The organism is Anaerobacillus sp. 63XJN7_4_ISO-PGPR-S23-413, from assembly GCF_056173725.1.
The window spans coordinates 437,879-452,231 of sequence record NZ_CM149688.1 but is presented as its reverse complement, the minus strand read 5'-3'; the positions used below and the strand labels follow the sequence as shown (position 1 = coordinate 452,231).

General features: G+C 39.4%; 21 protein-coding genes. 10 read left to right on the top strand and 11 right to left on the bottom strand.

The annotated features are described in order from the left end of the window. Positions 1 to 183 precede the first annotated feature (183 nt). The 3 genes from AC0VYO_RS02485 to AC0VYO_RS02475 all read right to left on the bottom strand — a co-directional run bounded on the left by AC0VYO_RS02485 (position 184) and on the right by AC0VYO_RS02475 (position 1,664). Positions 184 to 405, bottom strand: a complete 222-nt coding sequence (locus AC0VYO_RS02485) for a hypothetical protein (protein ID WP_194220089.1) — start codon at positions 403 to 405, stop codon at positions 184 to 186. A 150-nt stretch (positions 406 to 555) separates the two neighbouring features. Beyond that, a complete protein-coding gene (locus AC0VYO_RS02480; RefSeq protein ID WP_475366465.1) occupies positions 556 to 1,230 on the bottom strand; it encodes an SOS response-associated peptidase in 675 nt (224 codons plus the stop codon). 113 nt (positions 1,231 to 1,343) lie between these two features. Then, positions 1,344 to 1,664, bottom strand: coding sequence for a gamma-type small acid-soluble spore protein (locus tag AC0VYO_RS02475; RefSeq protein WP_194220091.1), 321 nt, complete (start codon positions 1,662 to 1,664; stop codon positions 1,344 to 1,346). Positions 1,665 to 1,881: 217 nt separating this feature from the next. Here AC0VYO_RS02475 and AC0VYO_RS02470 point away from each other — a divergent pair, with 217 nt between their 5' ends. Continuing rightward, a complete protein-coding gene (locus AC0VYO_RS02470) occupies positions 1,882 to 2,076 on the top strand; it encodes a hypothetical protein (RefSeq protein WP_283153072.1) in 195 nt (64 codons plus the stop codon). Positions 2,077 to 2,139: 63 nt separating this feature from the next. On the opposite strand, the gene AC0VYO_RS02465 is transcribed toward AC0VYO_RS02470, so the two are convergent. Beyond that, on the bottom strand, positions 2,140 to 2,901 hold the full coding sequence (locus AC0VYO_RS02465; RefSeq protein ID WP_475368362.1) for an SDR family NAD(P)-dependent oxidoreductase: 762 nt from the start codon (positions 2,899 to 2,901) through the stop codon (positions 2,140 to 2,142). Then, complete coding sequence (mutY, locus tag AC0VYO_RS02460; protein ID WP_475368361.1) at positions 2,898 to 3,998, bottom strand: A/G-specific adenine glycosylase; 1,101 nt, start codon at positions 3,996 to 3,998, stop codon at positions 2,898 to 2,900. Before mutY ends, AC0VYO_RS02465 begins: the two co-directional genes overlap by 4 nt. A gap of 251 nt (positions 3,999 to 4,249) precedes the next feature. On the opposite strand from mutY, the gene AC0VYO_RS02455 reads away from it, so the two are divergent. Next, on the top strand, positions 4,250 to 5,230 hold the full coding sequence (locus tag AC0VYO_RS02455) for a metal-dependent hydrolase (RefSeq protein ID WP_475366462.1): 981 nt from the start codon (positions 4,250 to 4,252) through the stop codon (positions 5,228 to 5,230). 65 nt (positions 5,231 to 5,295) lie between these two features. On the opposite strand, the gene AC0VYO_RS02450 is transcribed toward AC0VYO_RS02455, so the two are convergent. Further along, complete coding sequence (locus AC0VYO_RS02450) at positions 5,296 to 5,565, bottom strand: YfhJ family protein (RefSeq protein WP_159781055.1); 270 nt, start codon at positions 5,563 to 5,565, stop codon at positions 5,296 to 5,298. A gap of 136 nt (positions 5,566 to 5,701) precedes the next feature. Here AC0VYO_RS02450 and sspK point away from each other — a divergent pair, with 136 nt between their 5' ends. Both sspK and AC0VYO_RS02440 read left to right on the top strand, forming a co-directional pair. Further along, entirely contained in the window at positions 5,702 to 5,857 is a 156-nt protein-coding gene (gene sspK, locus AC0VYO_RS02445) for a small, acid-soluble spore protein K (protein ID WP_371018515.1), read from the top strand. 25 nt (positions 5,858 to 5,882) lie between these two features. Continuing rightward, on the top strand, positions 5,883 to 6,041 hold the full coding sequence (locus AC0VYO_RS02440; protein WP_194220098.1) for a YpzG family protein: 159 nt from the start codon (positions 5,883 to 5,885) through the stop codon (positions 6,039 to 6,041). 24 nt (positions 6,042 to 6,065) lie between these two features. Here the strand turns inward: AC0VYO_RS02440 and AC0VYO_RS02435 are convergent, their stop codons facing one another. Then, a complete protein-coding gene (locus tag AC0VYO_RS02435; RefSeq protein WP_283153076.1) occupies positions 6,066 to 6,386 on the bottom strand; it encodes a YfhH family protein in 321 nt (106 codons plus the stop codon). A gap of 96 nt (positions 6,387 to 6,482) precedes the next feature. Between AC0VYO_RS02435 and AC0VYO_RS02430 the strand changes: the two genes are divergently transcribed. Next, positions 6,483 to 7,154, top strand: a complete 672-nt coding sequence (locus AC0VYO_RS02430) for an SDR family NAD(P)-dependent oxidoreductase (RefSeq protein WP_475366460.1) — start codon at positions 6,483 to 6,485, stop codon at positions 7,152 to 7,154. On the opposite strand, the gene recX is transcribed toward AC0VYO_RS02430, so the two are convergent. Beyond that, positions 7,141 to 7,950: a recombination regulator RecX gene (gene recX, locus AC0VYO_RS02425; RefSeq protein WP_475366459.1), complete on the bottom strand. Its 810-nt coding sequence runs from the start codon at positions 7,948 to 7,950 to the stop codon at positions 7,141 to 7,143. The genes AC0VYO_RS02430 and recX overlap by 14 nt on opposite strands. Before the next feature lie 131 nt (positions 7,951 to 8,081). On the opposite strand from recX, the gene AC0VYO_RS02420 reads away from it, so the two are divergent. Beyond that, complete coding sequence (locus AC0VYO_RS02420; protein WP_475366458.1) at positions 8,082 to 8,984, top strand: TIGR01777 family oxidoreductase; 903 nt, start codon at positions 8,082 to 8,084, stop codon at positions 8,982 to 8,984. Between the two features lie 189 nt (positions 8,985 to 9,173). Further along, complete coding sequence (locus tag AC0VYO_RS02415; RefSeq protein ID WP_475366457.1) at positions 9,174 to 10,289, top strand: amidohydrolase; 1,116 nt, start codon at positions 9,174 to 9,176, stop codon at positions 10,287 to 10,289. A 47-nt stretch (positions 10,290 to 10,336) separates the two neighbouring features. Here the strand turns inward: AC0VYO_RS02415 and AC0VYO_RS02410 are convergent, their stop codons facing one another. Next, on the bottom strand, positions 10,337 to 10,519 hold the full coding sequence (locus tag AC0VYO_RS02410; protein WP_475368360.1) for a hypothetical protein: 183 nt from the start codon (positions 10,517 to 10,519) through the stop codon (positions 10,337 to 10,339). 50 nt (positions 10,520 to 10,569) lie between these two features. Here AC0VYO_RS02410 and AC0VYO_RS02405 point away from each other — a divergent pair, with 50 nt between their 5' ends. The 3 genes from AC0VYO_RS02405 (at position 10,570) to AC0VYO_RS02395 (ending at position 11,669) form a co-directional block, all read left to right on the top strand. Then, positions 10,570 to 11,124 (top strand): GNAT family N-acetyltransferase, encoded by a 555-nt coding sequence (locus AC0VYO_RS02405; protein WP_430241522.1) that lies wholly within the window; start codon positions 10,570 to 10,572, stop codon positions 11,122 to 11,124. A gap of 180 nt (positions 11,125 to 11,304) precedes the next feature. After that, positions 11,305 to 11,418: a YfhE family protein gene (locus AC0VYO_RS02400; protein WP_194220105.1), complete on the top strand. Its 114-nt coding sequence runs from the start codon at positions 11,305 to 11,307 to the stop codon at positions 11,416 to 11,418. An 80-nt stretch (positions 11,419 to 11,498) separates the two neighbouring features. Further along, positions 11,499 to 11,669 carry a YfhD family protein gene (locus tag AC0VYO_RS02395; protein ID WP_430241524.1) on the top strand — a complete coding sequence of 57 codons (171 nt, stop codon included), beginning with the start codon at positions 11,499 to 11,501 and terminating at the stop codon, positions 11,667 to 11,669. A gap of 316 nt (positions 11,670 to 11,985) precedes the next feature. Here the strand turns inward: AC0VYO_RS02395 and rlmD are convergent, their stop codons facing one another. Next, positions 11,986 to 13,392, bottom strand: a complete 1,407-nt coding sequence (gene rlmD / locus AC0VYO_RS02390; protein ID WP_475366456.1) for a 23S rRNA (uracil(1939)-C(5))-methyltransferase RlmD — start codon at positions 13,390 to 13,392, stop codon at positions 11,986 to 11,988. Positions 13,393 to 13,410: 18 nt separating this feature from the next. After that, positions 13,411 to 14,280 carry a DNA-3-methyladenine glycosylase family protein gene (locus AC0VYO_RS02385; RefSeq protein WP_430241528.1) on the bottom strand — a complete coding sequence of 290 codons (870 nt, stop codon included), beginning with the start codon at positions 14,278 to 14,280 and terminating at the stop codon, positions 13,411 to 13,413. Positions 14,281 to 14,353: the final 73 nt, after the last annotated feature.

Genomic DNA, 14,353 nt, shown 5'->3' with positions numbered 1-14,353 from the left:
CCGGAAAACGATGAATGCCTTTTGCATACAGGCAGACTCACAGCATCCTTTCTTTCTTACCGTTCAATACATGGCTATTATCAAAAATCTTACATCTCATCTATATTCTTCTCTATTATAACGCTTAACAAAATAAAATTAAAATAAAAGCGCCACTCGAATAGAATGGCACCCAATTTCAGCTTAATAAATAGGGGTTTTTTCAAAGGTAGAGATGACGTCCGAAATAAGTCGTTCAAACTCATCCTCCATAAGTGATAGCATCTCTTTTCTTTCTACAATTATGGCATTTCTACCCTTTTCTTCATCCAGAATATCCTCTAAGCTTAGAATTTCTTCCTTCGTACGAATCATTTGATCGGCAAGCTTGAGCTGCTGTTGAATGAGCTCATCAAACTCCTTCATTTAACCTCTCCTTCCAAATTGTGATTTTTGACATTCCCATGGAGCAAGCTAATACCATTAGCGATTTCTAGCAAGCCTTCATCAAAAAAGAAATTCCATAAACTCATGTGAAATCCTTTGGGAACTTCTGTAGAGAAGTCAGGAGTTTTGTCATAAACTCCCTACAGGAGCAATACATTCTGGTTGTTCATTTCTAGGGGAATTCACAAGCGTCGAAACTTCATACGCATTCATTTCCTTAGAGGATATGGGCTTCATACAACTGCTTAAGATTTCACTATCACTTACTGTATCATCCAGCCAAATCCTCTCATCATCTCTTGTTAAAATGACGGGCATGCGATTATGTATCTCTTTCATAAATTCATTTGCTTCTGTGGTAAGTATCGTACATGTAAAATGATTTTTGTCGCCATCATTCCATTTTTCCCACAACCCCGCCATTGCAAACGGCTCACCCTTTCTTACTTGGATCCGCATCGGAATTTTTTGATCCTTCGTCTGCTTCCATTCATAAAAACCATCCGATAATATTAAACACCTTCGCTGCTTAAGAGCATGCTTAAAGCTCGCTTTCTCCTGAGCTGTTTCACTTCGCGCATTGATTAATTTATTTGAGATAGACGCATCCTTTGCCCAGAATGGAATTAGCCCCCAACGCAAGGTTCCCATTCGATTCATTTGATTTGTTCTAATCACAGCCGGGATTTGTTGAGATGGTGCTATATTAAATCGTGGTATATATTCATCCATGCTCGTTTGATCAATTTGAAACCTTTCAAGTAACACGTCGAGTTCTGTCGTTAGCGAGAATCGTCCGCACATAACCAACACCCCTTCCTATATTAGATTGTTTCTCCACTTGTCTTATAATCCCTACCAGCATTTAACTAACGAAAAACAGGGCTGACTAAGTCAGCCCTGTCCGGGAAGTTCGATTATTGTTGCTGCTGGTTCTTAGCAGATGCTTGCTGCTTATTTTGAGCAGACTTCGCGTTGCGAGCTTTCACTTGTTGTGCATCCGTTTCGCTTGCAAATTCAGCACCGTATTGTTGCTGAGCTGCTTGTCCTGCAGATGCTTGCTGCTTATTTTGAGCAGACTTCGCGTTGCGAGCTTTTACTTCTTGTGCATCTGTTTCATTTGCAAATTCAGCACCGTATTGTTGCTGACCAGCTTTACCAGCAGAAGCTTGTTGGTTCTGCTGTTTCGCTTGTTGAATGTTTGCACCAGCTTGTGTTTGTCCTGGTTTCTTTGCCATGGCTTATCACCTCCCACAAACAATAGAATATCCAGTAACATGATTCTTATGTATTGTTTTTAGAAAAACTTGTTTCGGGTGCAAATAAACAAAAATATTCCTTATAGAACTGTTACTTGATAGCTTATCAGGAATGAACATTTCATCATGCTTTCCATCTCTTCCCCTTCATACTGTTCAAATCAATGATACAAACTAAGAAGAAGAAGGAGGTTAAATGATGAATAATCGAGATATGACAGAGCTTTCTATGATGTCTAAAAAGGAGTGGGTGGACGAAGAACTATCTTTTTTTCACTATAGCCTTCAACAGGTTACTCCTTACTTAAATAGCGAAGGCGTAGCTATCCATCGAGAAATAATGAAAGAAATTGAACAGCGTGGTGGGCTCTCAGCATTTATGCCCGAATAAAATCCAGTTCTCCGTCCAAAAAACAACCTTCTGAAACTCTTCAGAAGGTTGTTTAAGTAAATGTTAGAAATTTGATTTCGATTGTCCGCCATCGACGTTGATTGTCGCACCAACAATCCATGAAGCTTTTTCAGAGGCAAGGAAAACAACGGCATTCGCCACTTCGTCAGTTGTCCCAAATCTTCCTCCTGGTATTTCTTTATCTACAAATTCAGCTATTTTCTCAGGATTATCATCAAGTCGTTCCTGCCAGTTCCCTGATGGGTGCAGAATGGCTCCTGGAGCAACCCCATTCACGCGGACACCGTCTTTAATTAGCTCATCACCCATAGCTTTAGTAAAACTAATCATAGCCGATTTTGAATTATTATAAGTTGGTTTCCCACCAGATTCACGACCGAAGATAGAAGAAATATTGATGATTGCGCCACTTCCCTGTTGCTTCATGATTTCGGCAGAAAGCTGACTAAGGTGTACCGCTGAGTAGTAATTAAGCTCCATTGCTTTATGGAATTGAGATATATCCGTCTCCATAATTGTCGAACCACTGCTTCCCCCAGCGTTGTTTACTAAGATATCAAGTGAACCAAATTGCATGATGAAAGAATCAATGAGCTGGACGCGCTTCCGCTCATCCGTCACATCCGCTTCAAAAATGGCTAAGTCCTGACCAATTTCATTCCTAGCCAATTCGAGATCATCACGATTTCTACCGCAAATCCCCACTTTCGCACCTTCTTCATAGAATACCTTCGCAATCGACTTTCCAATTCCCTTAGAGCCTCCTGTAATAAGAACGCGCTTGTTTTCAAGATTCAAATTCACTCTGCTTCATCTCCTTCTAAAATCAAATTGACAATTTTTTGGTGAGCGACAGGAAAGGCATAATCTCGCAACTCATTCTTACTAACCATTTTCGCCTTTTCATGATCGATATGGCCAATAAATGATCCTTTATAAACTGTTAATTGCCATTTTAAATGGCTAAAAATATGATTAAACGAGGATAATTCCTTCTCAATCTTAGAGTTAATTTCATAAGTATCTTGTAAATGGTGTTTGAGCTGATTTTCTTTCAAGCCACCTTCTGTTAATTCAACGTTTGGAAATTCCCACAAGCTTGCCAGAAGTCCTTTCTCCGGACGCTGTCGAATAAGAAATTTGCCTTCATTATTCTCAAGAGCTATAACTGCAATCGGTACGGGTCTGGGGGCTTTTTTCTTTGATTTGATTGGCAGCTCTTCCTGCGACCCTTCAGCAAAGGCTCTACAATGCTCTTGTACAGGGCAAAGAAGACACGAAGGGGATCTTGGTGTACATACAATCGCACCAAGCTCCATCATCCCCTGATTGAATGAGGATGGATCCTCATCGGAAATAATTCGTCGAGTTACTTCTTCAAAAGTCTTTCTTGCTGATGGTTTAGCAATATCCTCCCAAATCCCAATAATTCGCGAAAGAACACGCATCACGTTTCCATCGACAGCTGGCTGTGGTATGTCATAAGCAATGCTTAAAATTGCCCCAGCAGTGTAGGGGCCTACTCCCTTAAGTTCAGATATTTGCTTGGGATTATTCGGCACTATACCGTTATAAGTCTCTGCTACTTCTCGAACAGCACTTTGAAGATTTCTCGCCCTTGAGTAATAACCAAGCCCTTCCCAGGCTTTTAATACATCTGCCTCTTCAGCATTTGCAAGTGCCTCCACAGTAGGAAAAAGGCTCATAAACCGCTCAAAATATGGGATTACAGTGTCTACTCTCGTTTGCTGTAGCATAATTTCAGATACCCATACACGATAAGGATCCTGATTCTCACGCCAAGGTAGTGTACGCTGCTCTTTTTTAAACCAGGCAATAAGGTCCTGTTGGAACTGCTTTTCATCGAAATAATGTAAAAGGTCTGTCACTTTCTCTGTCATGGATCAACTCTCCGATATGATATATTAAATGGTGTTAAAAGATTTATTTAAATTTACTAAGAAACTTCCTCAACCTTCGTCTATCACATATAATAACGCATCATACCTTTTCATTCACCTTTTAACTTTTCACATTCGTTCAAATTGGGTATAACTAAATAAAGAATGCAAAATAGACATAAATTCTTTTTGGTCTATTTACGATCGTTAGCTAAACGATCGATACGTTTCATAAGGAGGATTCTTAGCCTATGGATACTGGGACACATGTGGTCATGGGACTGGGGATTGGAGCTCTTGCAACGTTAGATCCAGCTATTGCACAGGACCCCATTACCGCTCAAAGCGTTCTAATTGGAGCGCTAATAGGATCGCAGGCCCCGGACTTTGATACTGTGCTTAAACTTAAAAATAACGCTGTCTATATCCGACACCATCGTGGAATTACTCATTCCATTCCTGCAGTTCTTCTCTGGCCAATCATTATTAGCAGCGGAATAATGGTGTTTTTTCCTGAAACAAATTGGCTCCACCTTTGGTTATGGACATTTCTTGCTGTCTTCATTCATGTGTTTGTCGATATTTTTAACGCATATGGAACGCAAGCCATTAGGCCATTTTCTAACAGATGGGTAGCCCTTGGCGTCATTAATATTTTTGATCCATTTATTTTTCTCAGTCATATTGGTGGATTAATTCTCTGGTATTTGGGAGTCAATCCTGGGTACACTTTCCTCACGATCTACGGCATACTTATTCTCTATTACGTTTGGAGAATAATTGAACAGAAGAAAGTGATTCATGCTGTGAGAAAGCGAATTCCAGATGCAGTCGAAGTGATCGTCTCACCAACAATTCGTTGGAGCAGGTGGCATATCGCAGTTAAATCTGAGACACAGTTTTATGTAGCTCGCGCTGAAGGAACTACGATCCATATTCAAGACGTATTTGATCGCGTTCCTGTTCCTAAAACACCAGTACTGGAATCTGCGAAGGAAGATCCTAACTTAAGTGCATTTCTTTCATTCTCACCAGTTTATAGATGGGAGATTGAAGAAAAAGAAGTTGGATATGAAGTTCGCTTTATTGATCTTCGCTATCGAAATAAAGGCCATTATCCATTTGTCGCCGTGGTACAAATGGAAGATCAGCTCGAAATAACGAGTTCCTATACTGGATGGGTTTACAGCGAAGATACGTTACGAAAGAAATTAGATCCCGCTCTTGATTAGTCGTTAACTTTATTTTATGACACAGAAAACCGGCTGGGCACATAATGTGCCCAGCCGGTTTTTGTTTAATGTTTTATGCTTCTGTCATCTCCAAAATACCCTTTATATTTTGGATTATTCATCATGAAATCATGTAAAACAGGACCATAGTAGTCAATCCATTGCTTTACAATTTTTTCAGTTACATCCTGACCTTTATACTCTCTGCCTGCCTTGGCTCTTGACGATTCAAAATCCTCCCAAAGCAACTCCACCATTGTTCTCGCTTGACCATAAGAGAGGTGATCATTTTTCTCAAGAAGGTTATGAGTAAGCCTTTGAAATAAATCTTCCATGAGGCATTCTCCTTTCGTGGTGTAATTCAAATTCTGTCTAATAAATAACTTTGTTTGGCACATAACATTCCGACCGAATTCGCATACTAATGGTGTGCCTGATTCACAACACGATATTGGAAAGGGGCGCACGCTGATGAGAAATAAAAAAACCGGATTTCCAGATGCTAAATTTTCTGGTGAACCCCGCGCAAAAGAAGAATTCGCATCAAAACGTGCTGACGGGTCGATTAACACTCATCCACAAGAGCGGATGAATGCTTCAAATCGGACAGGCCACCGTCAGGGATAATTCTCTTATACAGGAGGTAGCATCTATGGGAAAAAATAACCGAGATAGACTCCATCCGAAATATGAGGATCCATTCCAATCTCCGCGTGCAAATCCAAAACACGCTCATAATCAGGTGAATGGAGAAACGCAGCAAACTTATAACGATATCGTACTACAGGTACAAACACGTAAACGATCGTAAAAATGATGAAATAAGAGAGCAGCGTTACTGCTGCTCTTTTTGAATTAACATCGAAATAGGGAATGCTTCAATCTCATCGCTACCGTCACGGTTTCCCCATGCAAACGTCCCATTCATATAATCGATAATAAACGTAGAACCTGGATCACCATCAATTTCATATTTATGGCCCGGTATAAAGTCATCCGGGTTTAATAAATACGATTTAGCAAGTGCAATCCTTCGTTCATGAACGGCGAATTCATTGACCATGCCCATTTGCTCCGCTCTACGTGCTTTTTCGCTTAAGAGGGCAATTTCATTTCTTAGTTCCTGCTCACTCATATCACTGAAACGCTTTTCCATCCTTGACCTCCATCATCATCAATTCTTCCCCAAGTATAGTTCATTTTCTACTTCCTGACAAAAATATGCTACGCTTACAGAAAGGAGTGATTTTATATGAAAACCATTTTAATTACGGGTGCCGGTTCTGGCCTCGGAGCTGAGCTTGCAAAACAGTGGGCAACTAAAGGACACCATGTCGTACTTGTTGGTCGAACCAAACAAAAACTTGAATCCATTGACCAGGAAATCAAAAATAATAAAGGTGTCTGTTCCATTTATGAATGCGATATAACTGATCCTGAAGAACTTAAAAAACTGAAACAAGCAATGGATCGGGATAATCTACAAATTCACATGCTTGTAAACAATGCTGGTACAGGAACGTTCGGGGCTTTAGAAGACATTACTATTTCTGATATACATAAGGTTATTGATACAAATGTGAAAGGCACCATTTTTGCAACACAAACGTTCCTCCCTACATTAAAAAGCATGGAAGGTCGCATCATGAATATTATTTCTACCGCTGGTTTAAAAGGGAAAAATCACGAAACCGTCTACGTCGCTTCTAAATATGCGATAAGAGGTTTTACTGAGAGCTTATGGAAAGAACTAGAGGGCACGGGTGTCAGTGCAACTGCTGTTTATATGGGAGGGATGAATACTCCATTTTGGGCGAATTCCGATCATATTAATGATGTATCAAGACTTAAATCCCCATTTGAGAAAGCCCTCCAAATCATCGAGGAAGATGAAGGACAAAATGAGATATTTATTGATCGTTAAGTTCTTCTAGATATTTATTAATAAGCGGAAAAGGAAACCCTTTACGATATAAAAATTGCTTCATTTTATGATCGAATTCACGGCGCTCGAGTTTGCTATAGCGTCGTTCCGCTTTTTGGGCCTGAAGCACGAGCGCTTCCCATTCCTCGTCTTCTCCTTTTTCTAGATCGATTTGCTGCATCACTTCTTGAATGATGTCACGATCGAAGCCTTTGGCTCTTAGTTCCTGATTTACTTTCTGCCTTTGTTCCGTTGCTGAAGAAGTCTTTAGCTTTGATGCTTTTTTCTCAGCTAACTTAATTGCAATCTCAAGCTGTTGCTCATATGAGTATTCTTCAAGTGCTTTATCGGTCATCTTTTTATTAACTCCTTTTTGGTTGAGCTCTTGCGCGATGACAAATGGACCTTTTGCGCCTCCATTTACTTTTGTTCTAACAAAAGCAATAGCGAATTCAAGATCATTCACGTATCCATAGCGATGAAGCTTTTTGAAAATAGCTTCGAATGCCTCTTCAGGTATTTCCTTTTTAGTAAGGTATTCTTTCACCTCTTTTTCAGAGCGCATCCGGTAAGATAAATAATTTAACGCGTAATTCATGCCTTTTTTCACCTGGTCTTCAAAATGAATTCCTTCAAGCATCTCGTCGCTTAATTCGACGCCTTTTCGAAGACCAAAGCTGATCAGAACATCCTGGTCAACACCGAAACCAAATTCTTCACCTGAACCTTTATCTATAAATATCGAAAATCGTTCGTTATTGTTTTTTTGCGTTGTTATACGCGTAACCTTGACCAATGCACTCACCTCCACTCACATTGTAGCACTTTCTGAATAAACGAATGAAGTTAAAGCATTTGATTAGAGGAATATGAATATGGGTAAAGAACTAGTAGAAGTATATCGCGTACGCTTAGGAGGAAGATGATATGAACATTGCGATTACCGGAGGAACTGGTTTTGTTGGAAGTGAACTAACAGACTCTTTTGTTAATGACGGGCATTCGGTATTTATTCTAACACGGAACCCTGCAAACAAACCTATAAAAAAAGGGGTTACTTATGTAAAGTGGCTTCAGGATGATGCTGAGCCAGAGAAGGACCTCCCAAAGATTCACGCCATCGTGAACCTTGCAGGCGAATCAATTAATAGCGGCCGGTGGACAGAAGAGCGTAAACAGCGTATTCTAGACAGCCGCATTTCGTCAACGAGAGAGATCATTTCCATCATTCAAAAACTTGATCATAAACCACGCGTTCTTGTAAACGCTTCTGCTATTGGATTTTATGGTTCATCAGTTGATAAATCATTTACCGAAAATGATACAGAACCTGGTTGTGACTTCCTGGCAGATGTTACACGCAAATGGGAAGATGAAGCAATGAAAGCACAGAATCATGGAGTTCGTACCGTTCTTGCGCGATTTGGTGTTGTCCTTGGCGAAGAAGGAGCCCTTCCTTTAATGACCTTGCCATATAAATTATTTATGGGTGGTAAACTTGGTGATGGACGACAATGGTATTCCTGGGTACATATTATGGATGTAGTTGGGATGATCCGATTTGCTGTTGATCACGATTCTGTCCAGGGACCATTAAACGTAACCGCGCCTGAACCAAAGAGAATGAATGATTTTGGTAAAACAGTTGGAGAAGTATTAAATCGACCTCACTGGATGCCTGTTCCTGAAGCACCTGTTCAAGCAGCTCTAGGAGAAAAAAGTGGGATTGTATTAAAAGGACAGTGCGTTCTTCCACAGAAAGCTAAAGAATTAGGCTATCCTTTCCGCTACATTAAATTAAAAGACGCATTAGAGAACCTGCTGGTCTAAACCAGCAGGTTTTTTTCAAACCCTCTCTTCATTTGAATAGTTAATGAAAAAGTAGTATTTCAATTAATAATCCTTCGGCATGTGCACCTTCGATTAGGTAGTATCGATGATGGATAATGGCTATAATGAATTAACTAGCTATTTTCGACGATGCATAGTTATAAAACTAAAGGATGATAGGTGAATAATGTGACGATATTATTTAAGCAAGCTCGAGTTTATCCAGTTTCATCACCATTACTCCCATGTGCTGATGTTCTTGTAAAGGACGGCCTTATTCATGAAGTCTCCCCCTCTATATCTGAAGAAGCTGATATGACCGTAATTGACGGCAAAGGTTATCATCTTTTACCCGGTTTCATTGATGCACATACACATGTTGGCCTTTATGACGAGGGCACTGGCTGGGCCGGTAATGATGCAAATGAAACCGTAGAAGCTCTAACTCCCCATGTAAGAGCACTTGACGGTGTAAATCCACTCGATGTCGGTTTTAAAGATGCGATTGCATTTGGCGTAACTTCTGTCCAAGTTATGCCTGGAAGTGCGAATATTATTGGCGGTATAACAACTGTTCTGAAAACGCATGGAAAGAACGTAGAGAAAATGATTGTCAGAGAAACCGCCGGTCTAAAAATTGCATTAGGTGAAAACCCGAAACGGGTTCATAGTCACTCCAATAATGATTCCATTACCCGCATGGGAATTATGGGCCTTCTTCGAGAAGCATTCTATGATGCTGGGAGATCTAATCAGATCGAGCATCCACGAATTTCACCCATTATTGCAACACTAAATCGTGAAATTCCTGTTAGAATTCACGCTCACCGTGCAGACGATATATTAACGGCTGTTCGATTTGCCAGGGAGTTTAATCTTGATCTCAGAATTGAGCATTGTACAGAAGGGCATCTTATTGCAGATGAACTTAGTGGACAAAACCTTAAAGTAACTGTAGGGCCTTCTATGACGAGACGTTCGAAAATAGAATTAAAGAATAAAACTTGGGCGACTTATGGTATTCTGAATAGCCACGGGATTGAGGTGTCAATCACAACAGATCATCCATACGTTCCTATTCAGTACTTAAACATTTGTGCAGCGCTTGCTGTTAGAGAAGGGTTAAGCGAAGAAAAAGCGATTGAAGGAATTACACTAAATCCCGCTAGAAGCCTTGGAGTAGAACACCGAATTGGAAGTATAGAAGTTGGAAAAGATGCCGATTTAGTGCTCTGGTCTAATCATCCATTCCAGTACGATGCCCGTCCAATATTGACGATGATTAACGGGGAAATTATTCGTTAAAATCGCTTAAATTTCTTGTCACATAGACACTTACAATAACTTTACATTTAGAAGTGAAAAATACGCAAAAAACCAGTATCTTTTTTTAAATAAATCGAGTATGATACTTTTGTAATTACAATAAAATGAACTAACAACTTCATATCTGAATATGGGAAGGCAATTGGTGCGCCACCAGCAGTGACTGGTCCTAGTGGGTTCGATTCCCACCCCGAATAATAATTCAACATACTATTATTCGAGGGTGGGGATAAGTCTGCCCTCGACAGGAGGGAAACTCATGATTAAACATCGTGACCTGTCGGAATGTCATATGCTATTTGACTTGATGGTTGACCCAGCTGTCTTCCCATTCGTACGTCATAAAGCAAGCTCTTACGAAGAATATCTATTCTTAACAAAACAACTTATTGAAGCTGAGGAGCAGGGAGAATTAATTTCTAGGACCATTCTTGATGAATGGGGTGCACCTATTGGTACAATTAATTTGTTTGATATTGAACATCAAACTGGCTTTCTTGGAACGTGGATTGGTACCCCTTACCACGGCAAAGGTTATAATCAAATCGCGAAAGAAGCTTTCTTCAATGAAATGTTTTTTGATAAGCAAATTCATACAATTTTCATGAGAATTAACAAGGATAACATTCGCTCTCAAAAAGCTGCAGAAAAAATCCCTTATGTCGAGAAAGCTAATGAGAAATGGCCTGAAGTTTATAAGCAAATTAATAATGGAGAGAAATCATATCATTTATATGAAATTGAACGCGATAACTATCATCTTCATGTCATGCGTGAAGGTACAGAAGCAGTTGAAGTTCAATTAGAAGCATAAGTTCCTGTTAAAGGAACTTTTTTTATTGTTATTATTGCCTTATTTCTATTGGTTTTTTTCTATAGAGTGCCATAATCCACAGTCTTACTATCGGCGACCGGTCATTGCTTTTATCCACATGTGCATAGAACTTTATGTGATGGCAATGCTAGTAGCATCTTAAGGAAAAGAGGGATTATTGTGGATAAACGTAAAGGCAGAGAAAATAAGGAAGCAAAAATGACGCTAACGAAGACCCAAGATGTTCTTTTTGGAAGAGAATTCAAACGTGCTGACCGAGCTGGGCATAAATAAAGACGAATAATTAAACAAAAACAAGCCATTCTAATGAGTGGAGAGATCTTCTCCAAACACATTTACAGGAGCTGATTAAGATGGCAAAACGTCCAAATTTTTCAGAAGGTAAACAAAAGCGTCAAGCTAAAAATCCAATTCCATCAGCACAAAACCAGGATGTAGAATTCGCAAATGAATTCGACACCGCTGATGCGAAAGCAGCAGAAAGATCTAAGGCTGCAAACCAGCGCGCGAAGAAAAACAAATAACCAAAAAGGGGACCGTATCGGTCCCTTTTTGATTTCAGAAAAAAATAGCGATTCAGAAGTTAACAAGAAAGTTATGCACAAGCTGTTAACAATGTGCATAACGTGTTATCTTTCCCTTTTTAAAGCACATTTACTATAAACAACTCTTTTTGTTGATAACCTCGTATTAACTTGTGGATATTGTTGATAAACTTGTTAGTAACGCTATAAATACCTATTTATATTGTGCATAAGTCTGTGGAAAGTGTTAATGACTGTATTTAGCTTCCAGTCGGAAGTGATTAACTACTTCCACTATCCATAAATAAGCTTGTAACTATTTCTTATTCCCTGTGTTTCTTTTAAAAACAGACACTACTTCAATATGAGAGGTTTGTGGAAACATATCGACTGGCTGTAAATGCTGAAGCTCATATCCCTTTTTCATTAAATAGGAAGAATCTTTTGCAAGCGTTGAAGGATTACAAGATACATAAACAATTCGATCTGGCTTTGCTTTTACCATCGTAGCTAATAACGTCTCATCACAGCCAGTTCTCGGTGGATCTACCACAATCACGTTTGGTTTGAACCCTTCTTTTATCCACTTAGGAACGACCTCTTCTGCTTTACCTACATCGTAAGTCATCTTCTCCTGAAAACCGTGACTTTTAGCATTCTTTCTTGCATCATCAATCGATTCTTTAATGACATCCATCCCTCTGACTTCTCGCGCATTATCGGCAAGCCATAATCCAATCGTACCTACTCCACAATAAGCATCTATAATGTTTTCTTTACCAGTAAGCGCAGCAGCTTTTTTCACTTCATCATAGAGGTGAACAGTTTGCGTGGGATTTAGCTGGAAAAAGGCACGAGCAGATAATTCGAAATTTAAATCTCCTAATGATTCCTCTATTACTTCTTCCCCATCTAATACGAAGGTTTTATCACCGAATATTAGAGATGTTCTCTGCCCATTTACATTTTGAATAACCGACTTCACTTCAGGAAGCCTTTTCCTCACTTCTTTAATAAGTAATTCTTTCCGCGGAATGTTCTCTTCTGAAGTGACAAGCACTAATTGAATTTGTCCCGTTTCAAATCCAACTCTCGTTACGATTGTACGAACTAGCCCCTTCCTCTTCTTTTCATGATATATCGAAATATTTAAATCCTCGAGTATCTTCACAACTTGACGAGTGACTCTATTTGTTTCCGGGTGTTGTACTAAACAGTTTGTCAGTTCAACAAGCTCGTGTGACCCTGCTCCGTATAATCCTGCAATGACTTTTCCCTTTTGCTTTCTTACCTGAAGCTGACTTTTATTTCGATAGTTCCAGGGATCTTTCATTCCAATTACAGGCTTTATCGTTATATCCTTTTCACCCAATTTTGCATGTCGTTCAAACGACTGAATCACAATATCCCGTTTTTCACGAAGTTGTGCCTTATAGCTTAAATGTTGGAGCTGACATCCTCCACACTCTTCATATACCGGACATGGTGGAGTGGTTCTGTCATTCGATTTTTTTCGAAGCCTTTTTATTTTTGCTTCAGCACGATTTGAAAAAACCTTTGTGACTTCAGCTGTAATTTCTTCTCCTGGTAGTGCTCCCGGAACAAATACCACTGTCCTTTTAAAAAAACCGACGCCTTCTCCATTTATCCCCAATCGTTTAATTGTTAAAGGAATTGTTTGACCGTTCGTAAGCCCTGTCCCTTTCACATTTTTGTTATCCAAAAATATCTCTCCTTCTACTTAACCGCTTAAGCTTTCCCATAAATACATGGACACATAGCTTGAATACGGAGACCATTTCTCTTTATACTTAGCGACTTCTTCTTTCGTAGGCTTTGTTGGTAATTGAAACCATTTCATAATGGCATTTTGGATCCCAACATCACCTGCAGGTAATATATCTTTCCGTCTTAGTCCAAAAAGCAGTACACATTCAACTGTCCATGGACCAACACCTCTTATAGGAAGCAGTTCATCATATACTTCCTTAGTTGTTAATTTGTAAAGATTCTCTAAATCAAGCGCTCCTGATACAATCTTTTCAGCAATCCCAATCACATATTCAGCTTTTCTTTTGCTAAATTGTAAATCGCGTAATTCGTGAACAGTTAAACGACTAACCACCTCTGGTTTAGGATAGAACCACACGCCGTCCATTTCAGTTCCATAGCTTGTCACAAAACGATAGGTCAACGTATACGCAAACTTCATATTAAGCTGCTGATGAATAATATTCTTCAGTAGTGCACAATAAGCGTCAGGCTCACAAATAATTGGCATACCGAGGTAATTATTCATTAATGATCGAATATTTGTTTCTTTTAATACTGATGAGATCCCTTCAATGTCCATATGAAAGTCAAACATTTGACTAATCTGAGTAATCGCTTGTTCCTTATTACTTACATCATATCCGTATATCTCAAAGCAAGGGTATTTACGATTTCCAGTTGATTGAACTGTATATACGGCTTTTTCATTATTAATAATAAGAGGAATCTTAAATTGTTGCCTGTGACCATCGATATACTGAAGCGGATCCATGCTCATTCTTTGGAAAAGTCGATCTACGTCATATGGCGCTTTAGGATATAATTTCTCAACCCACATCATAACGCCTCCCTTTCTTAGGTCGTCTATATTATCGCAAATCCAAAACAGGATTACTAGTTACAGAATAGTA

What these genes read in the sequence shown, in the direction of transcription:
- AC0VYO_RS02475 (WP_194220091.1), bottom strand. Translation starts at nt 1,664, where the DNA reads ATGGCAAAGAAACCAGGACAAACACAAGCTGGTGCAAACATTCAACAA.
- AC0VYO_RS02485 (WP_194220089.1), bottom strand. Translation starts at nt 405, where the DNA reads ATGAAGGAGTTTGATGAGCTCATTCAACAGCAGCTCAAGCTTGCCGAT.
- AC0VYO_RS02450 (WP_159781055.1), bottom strand. Translation starts at nt 5,565, where the DNA reads ATGGAAGATTTATTTCAAAGGCTTACTCATAACCTTCTTGAGAAAAAT.
- AC0VYO_RS02480 (WP_475366465.1), bottom strand. Translation starts at nt 1,230, where the DNA reads ATGTGCGGACGATTCTCGCTAACGACAGAACTCGACGTGTTACTTGAA.
- AC0VYO_RS02420 (WP_475366458.1), top strand. Translation starts at nt 8,082, where the DNA reads ATGAACATTGCGATTACCGGAGGAACTGGTTTTGTTGGAAGTGAACTA.
- AC0VYO_RS02395 (WP_430241524.1), top strand. Translation starts at nt 11,499, where the DNA reads ATGGCAAAACGTCCAAATTTTTCAGAAGGTAAACAAAAGCGTCAAGCT.
- AC0VYO_RS02470 (WP_283153072.1), top strand. Translation starts at nt 1,882, where the DNA reads ATGATGAATAATCGAGATATGACAGAGCTTTCTATGATGTCTAAAAAG.
- AC0VYO_RS02455 (WP_475366462.1), top strand. Translation starts at nt 4,250, where the DNA reads ATGGATACTGGGACACATGTGGTCATGGGACTGGGGATTGGAGCTCTT.
- AC0VYO_RS02430 (WP_475366460.1), top strand. Translation starts at nt 6,483, where the DNA reads ATGAAAACCATTTTAATTACGGGTGCCGGTTCTGGCCTCGGAGCTGAG.
- AC0VYO_RS02405 (WP_430241522.1), top strand. Translation starts at nt 10,570, where the DNA reads ATGATTAAACATCGTGACCTGTCGGAATGTCATATGCTATTTGACTTG.
- AC0VYO_RS02440 (WP_194220098.1), top strand. Translation starts at nt 5,883, where the DNA reads ATGGGAAAAAATAACCGAGATAGACTCCATCCGAAATATGAGGATCCA.
- AC0VYO_RS02385 (WP_430241528.1), bottom strand. Translation starts at nt 14,280, where the DNA reads ATGTGGGTTGAGAAATTATATCCTAAAGCGCCATATGACGTAGATCGA.
- AC0VYO_RS02435 (WP_283153076.1), bottom strand. Translation starts at nt 6,386, where the DNA reads ATGGAAAAGCGTTTCAGTGATATGAGTGAGCAGGAACTAAGAAATGAA.
- mutY (WP_475368361.1), bottom strand. Translation starts at nt 3,998, where the DNA reads ATGACAGAGAAAGTGACAGACCTTTTACATTATTTCGATGAAAAGCAG.
- AC0VYO_RS02410 (WP_475368360.1), bottom strand. Translation starts at nt 10,519, where the DNA reads ATGTTGAATTATTATTCGGGGTGGGAATCGAACCCACTAGGACCAGTC.
- sspK (WP_371018515.1), top strand. Translation starts at nt 5,702, where the DNA reads ATGAGAAATAAAAAAACCGGATTTCCAGATGCTAAATTTTCTGGTGAA.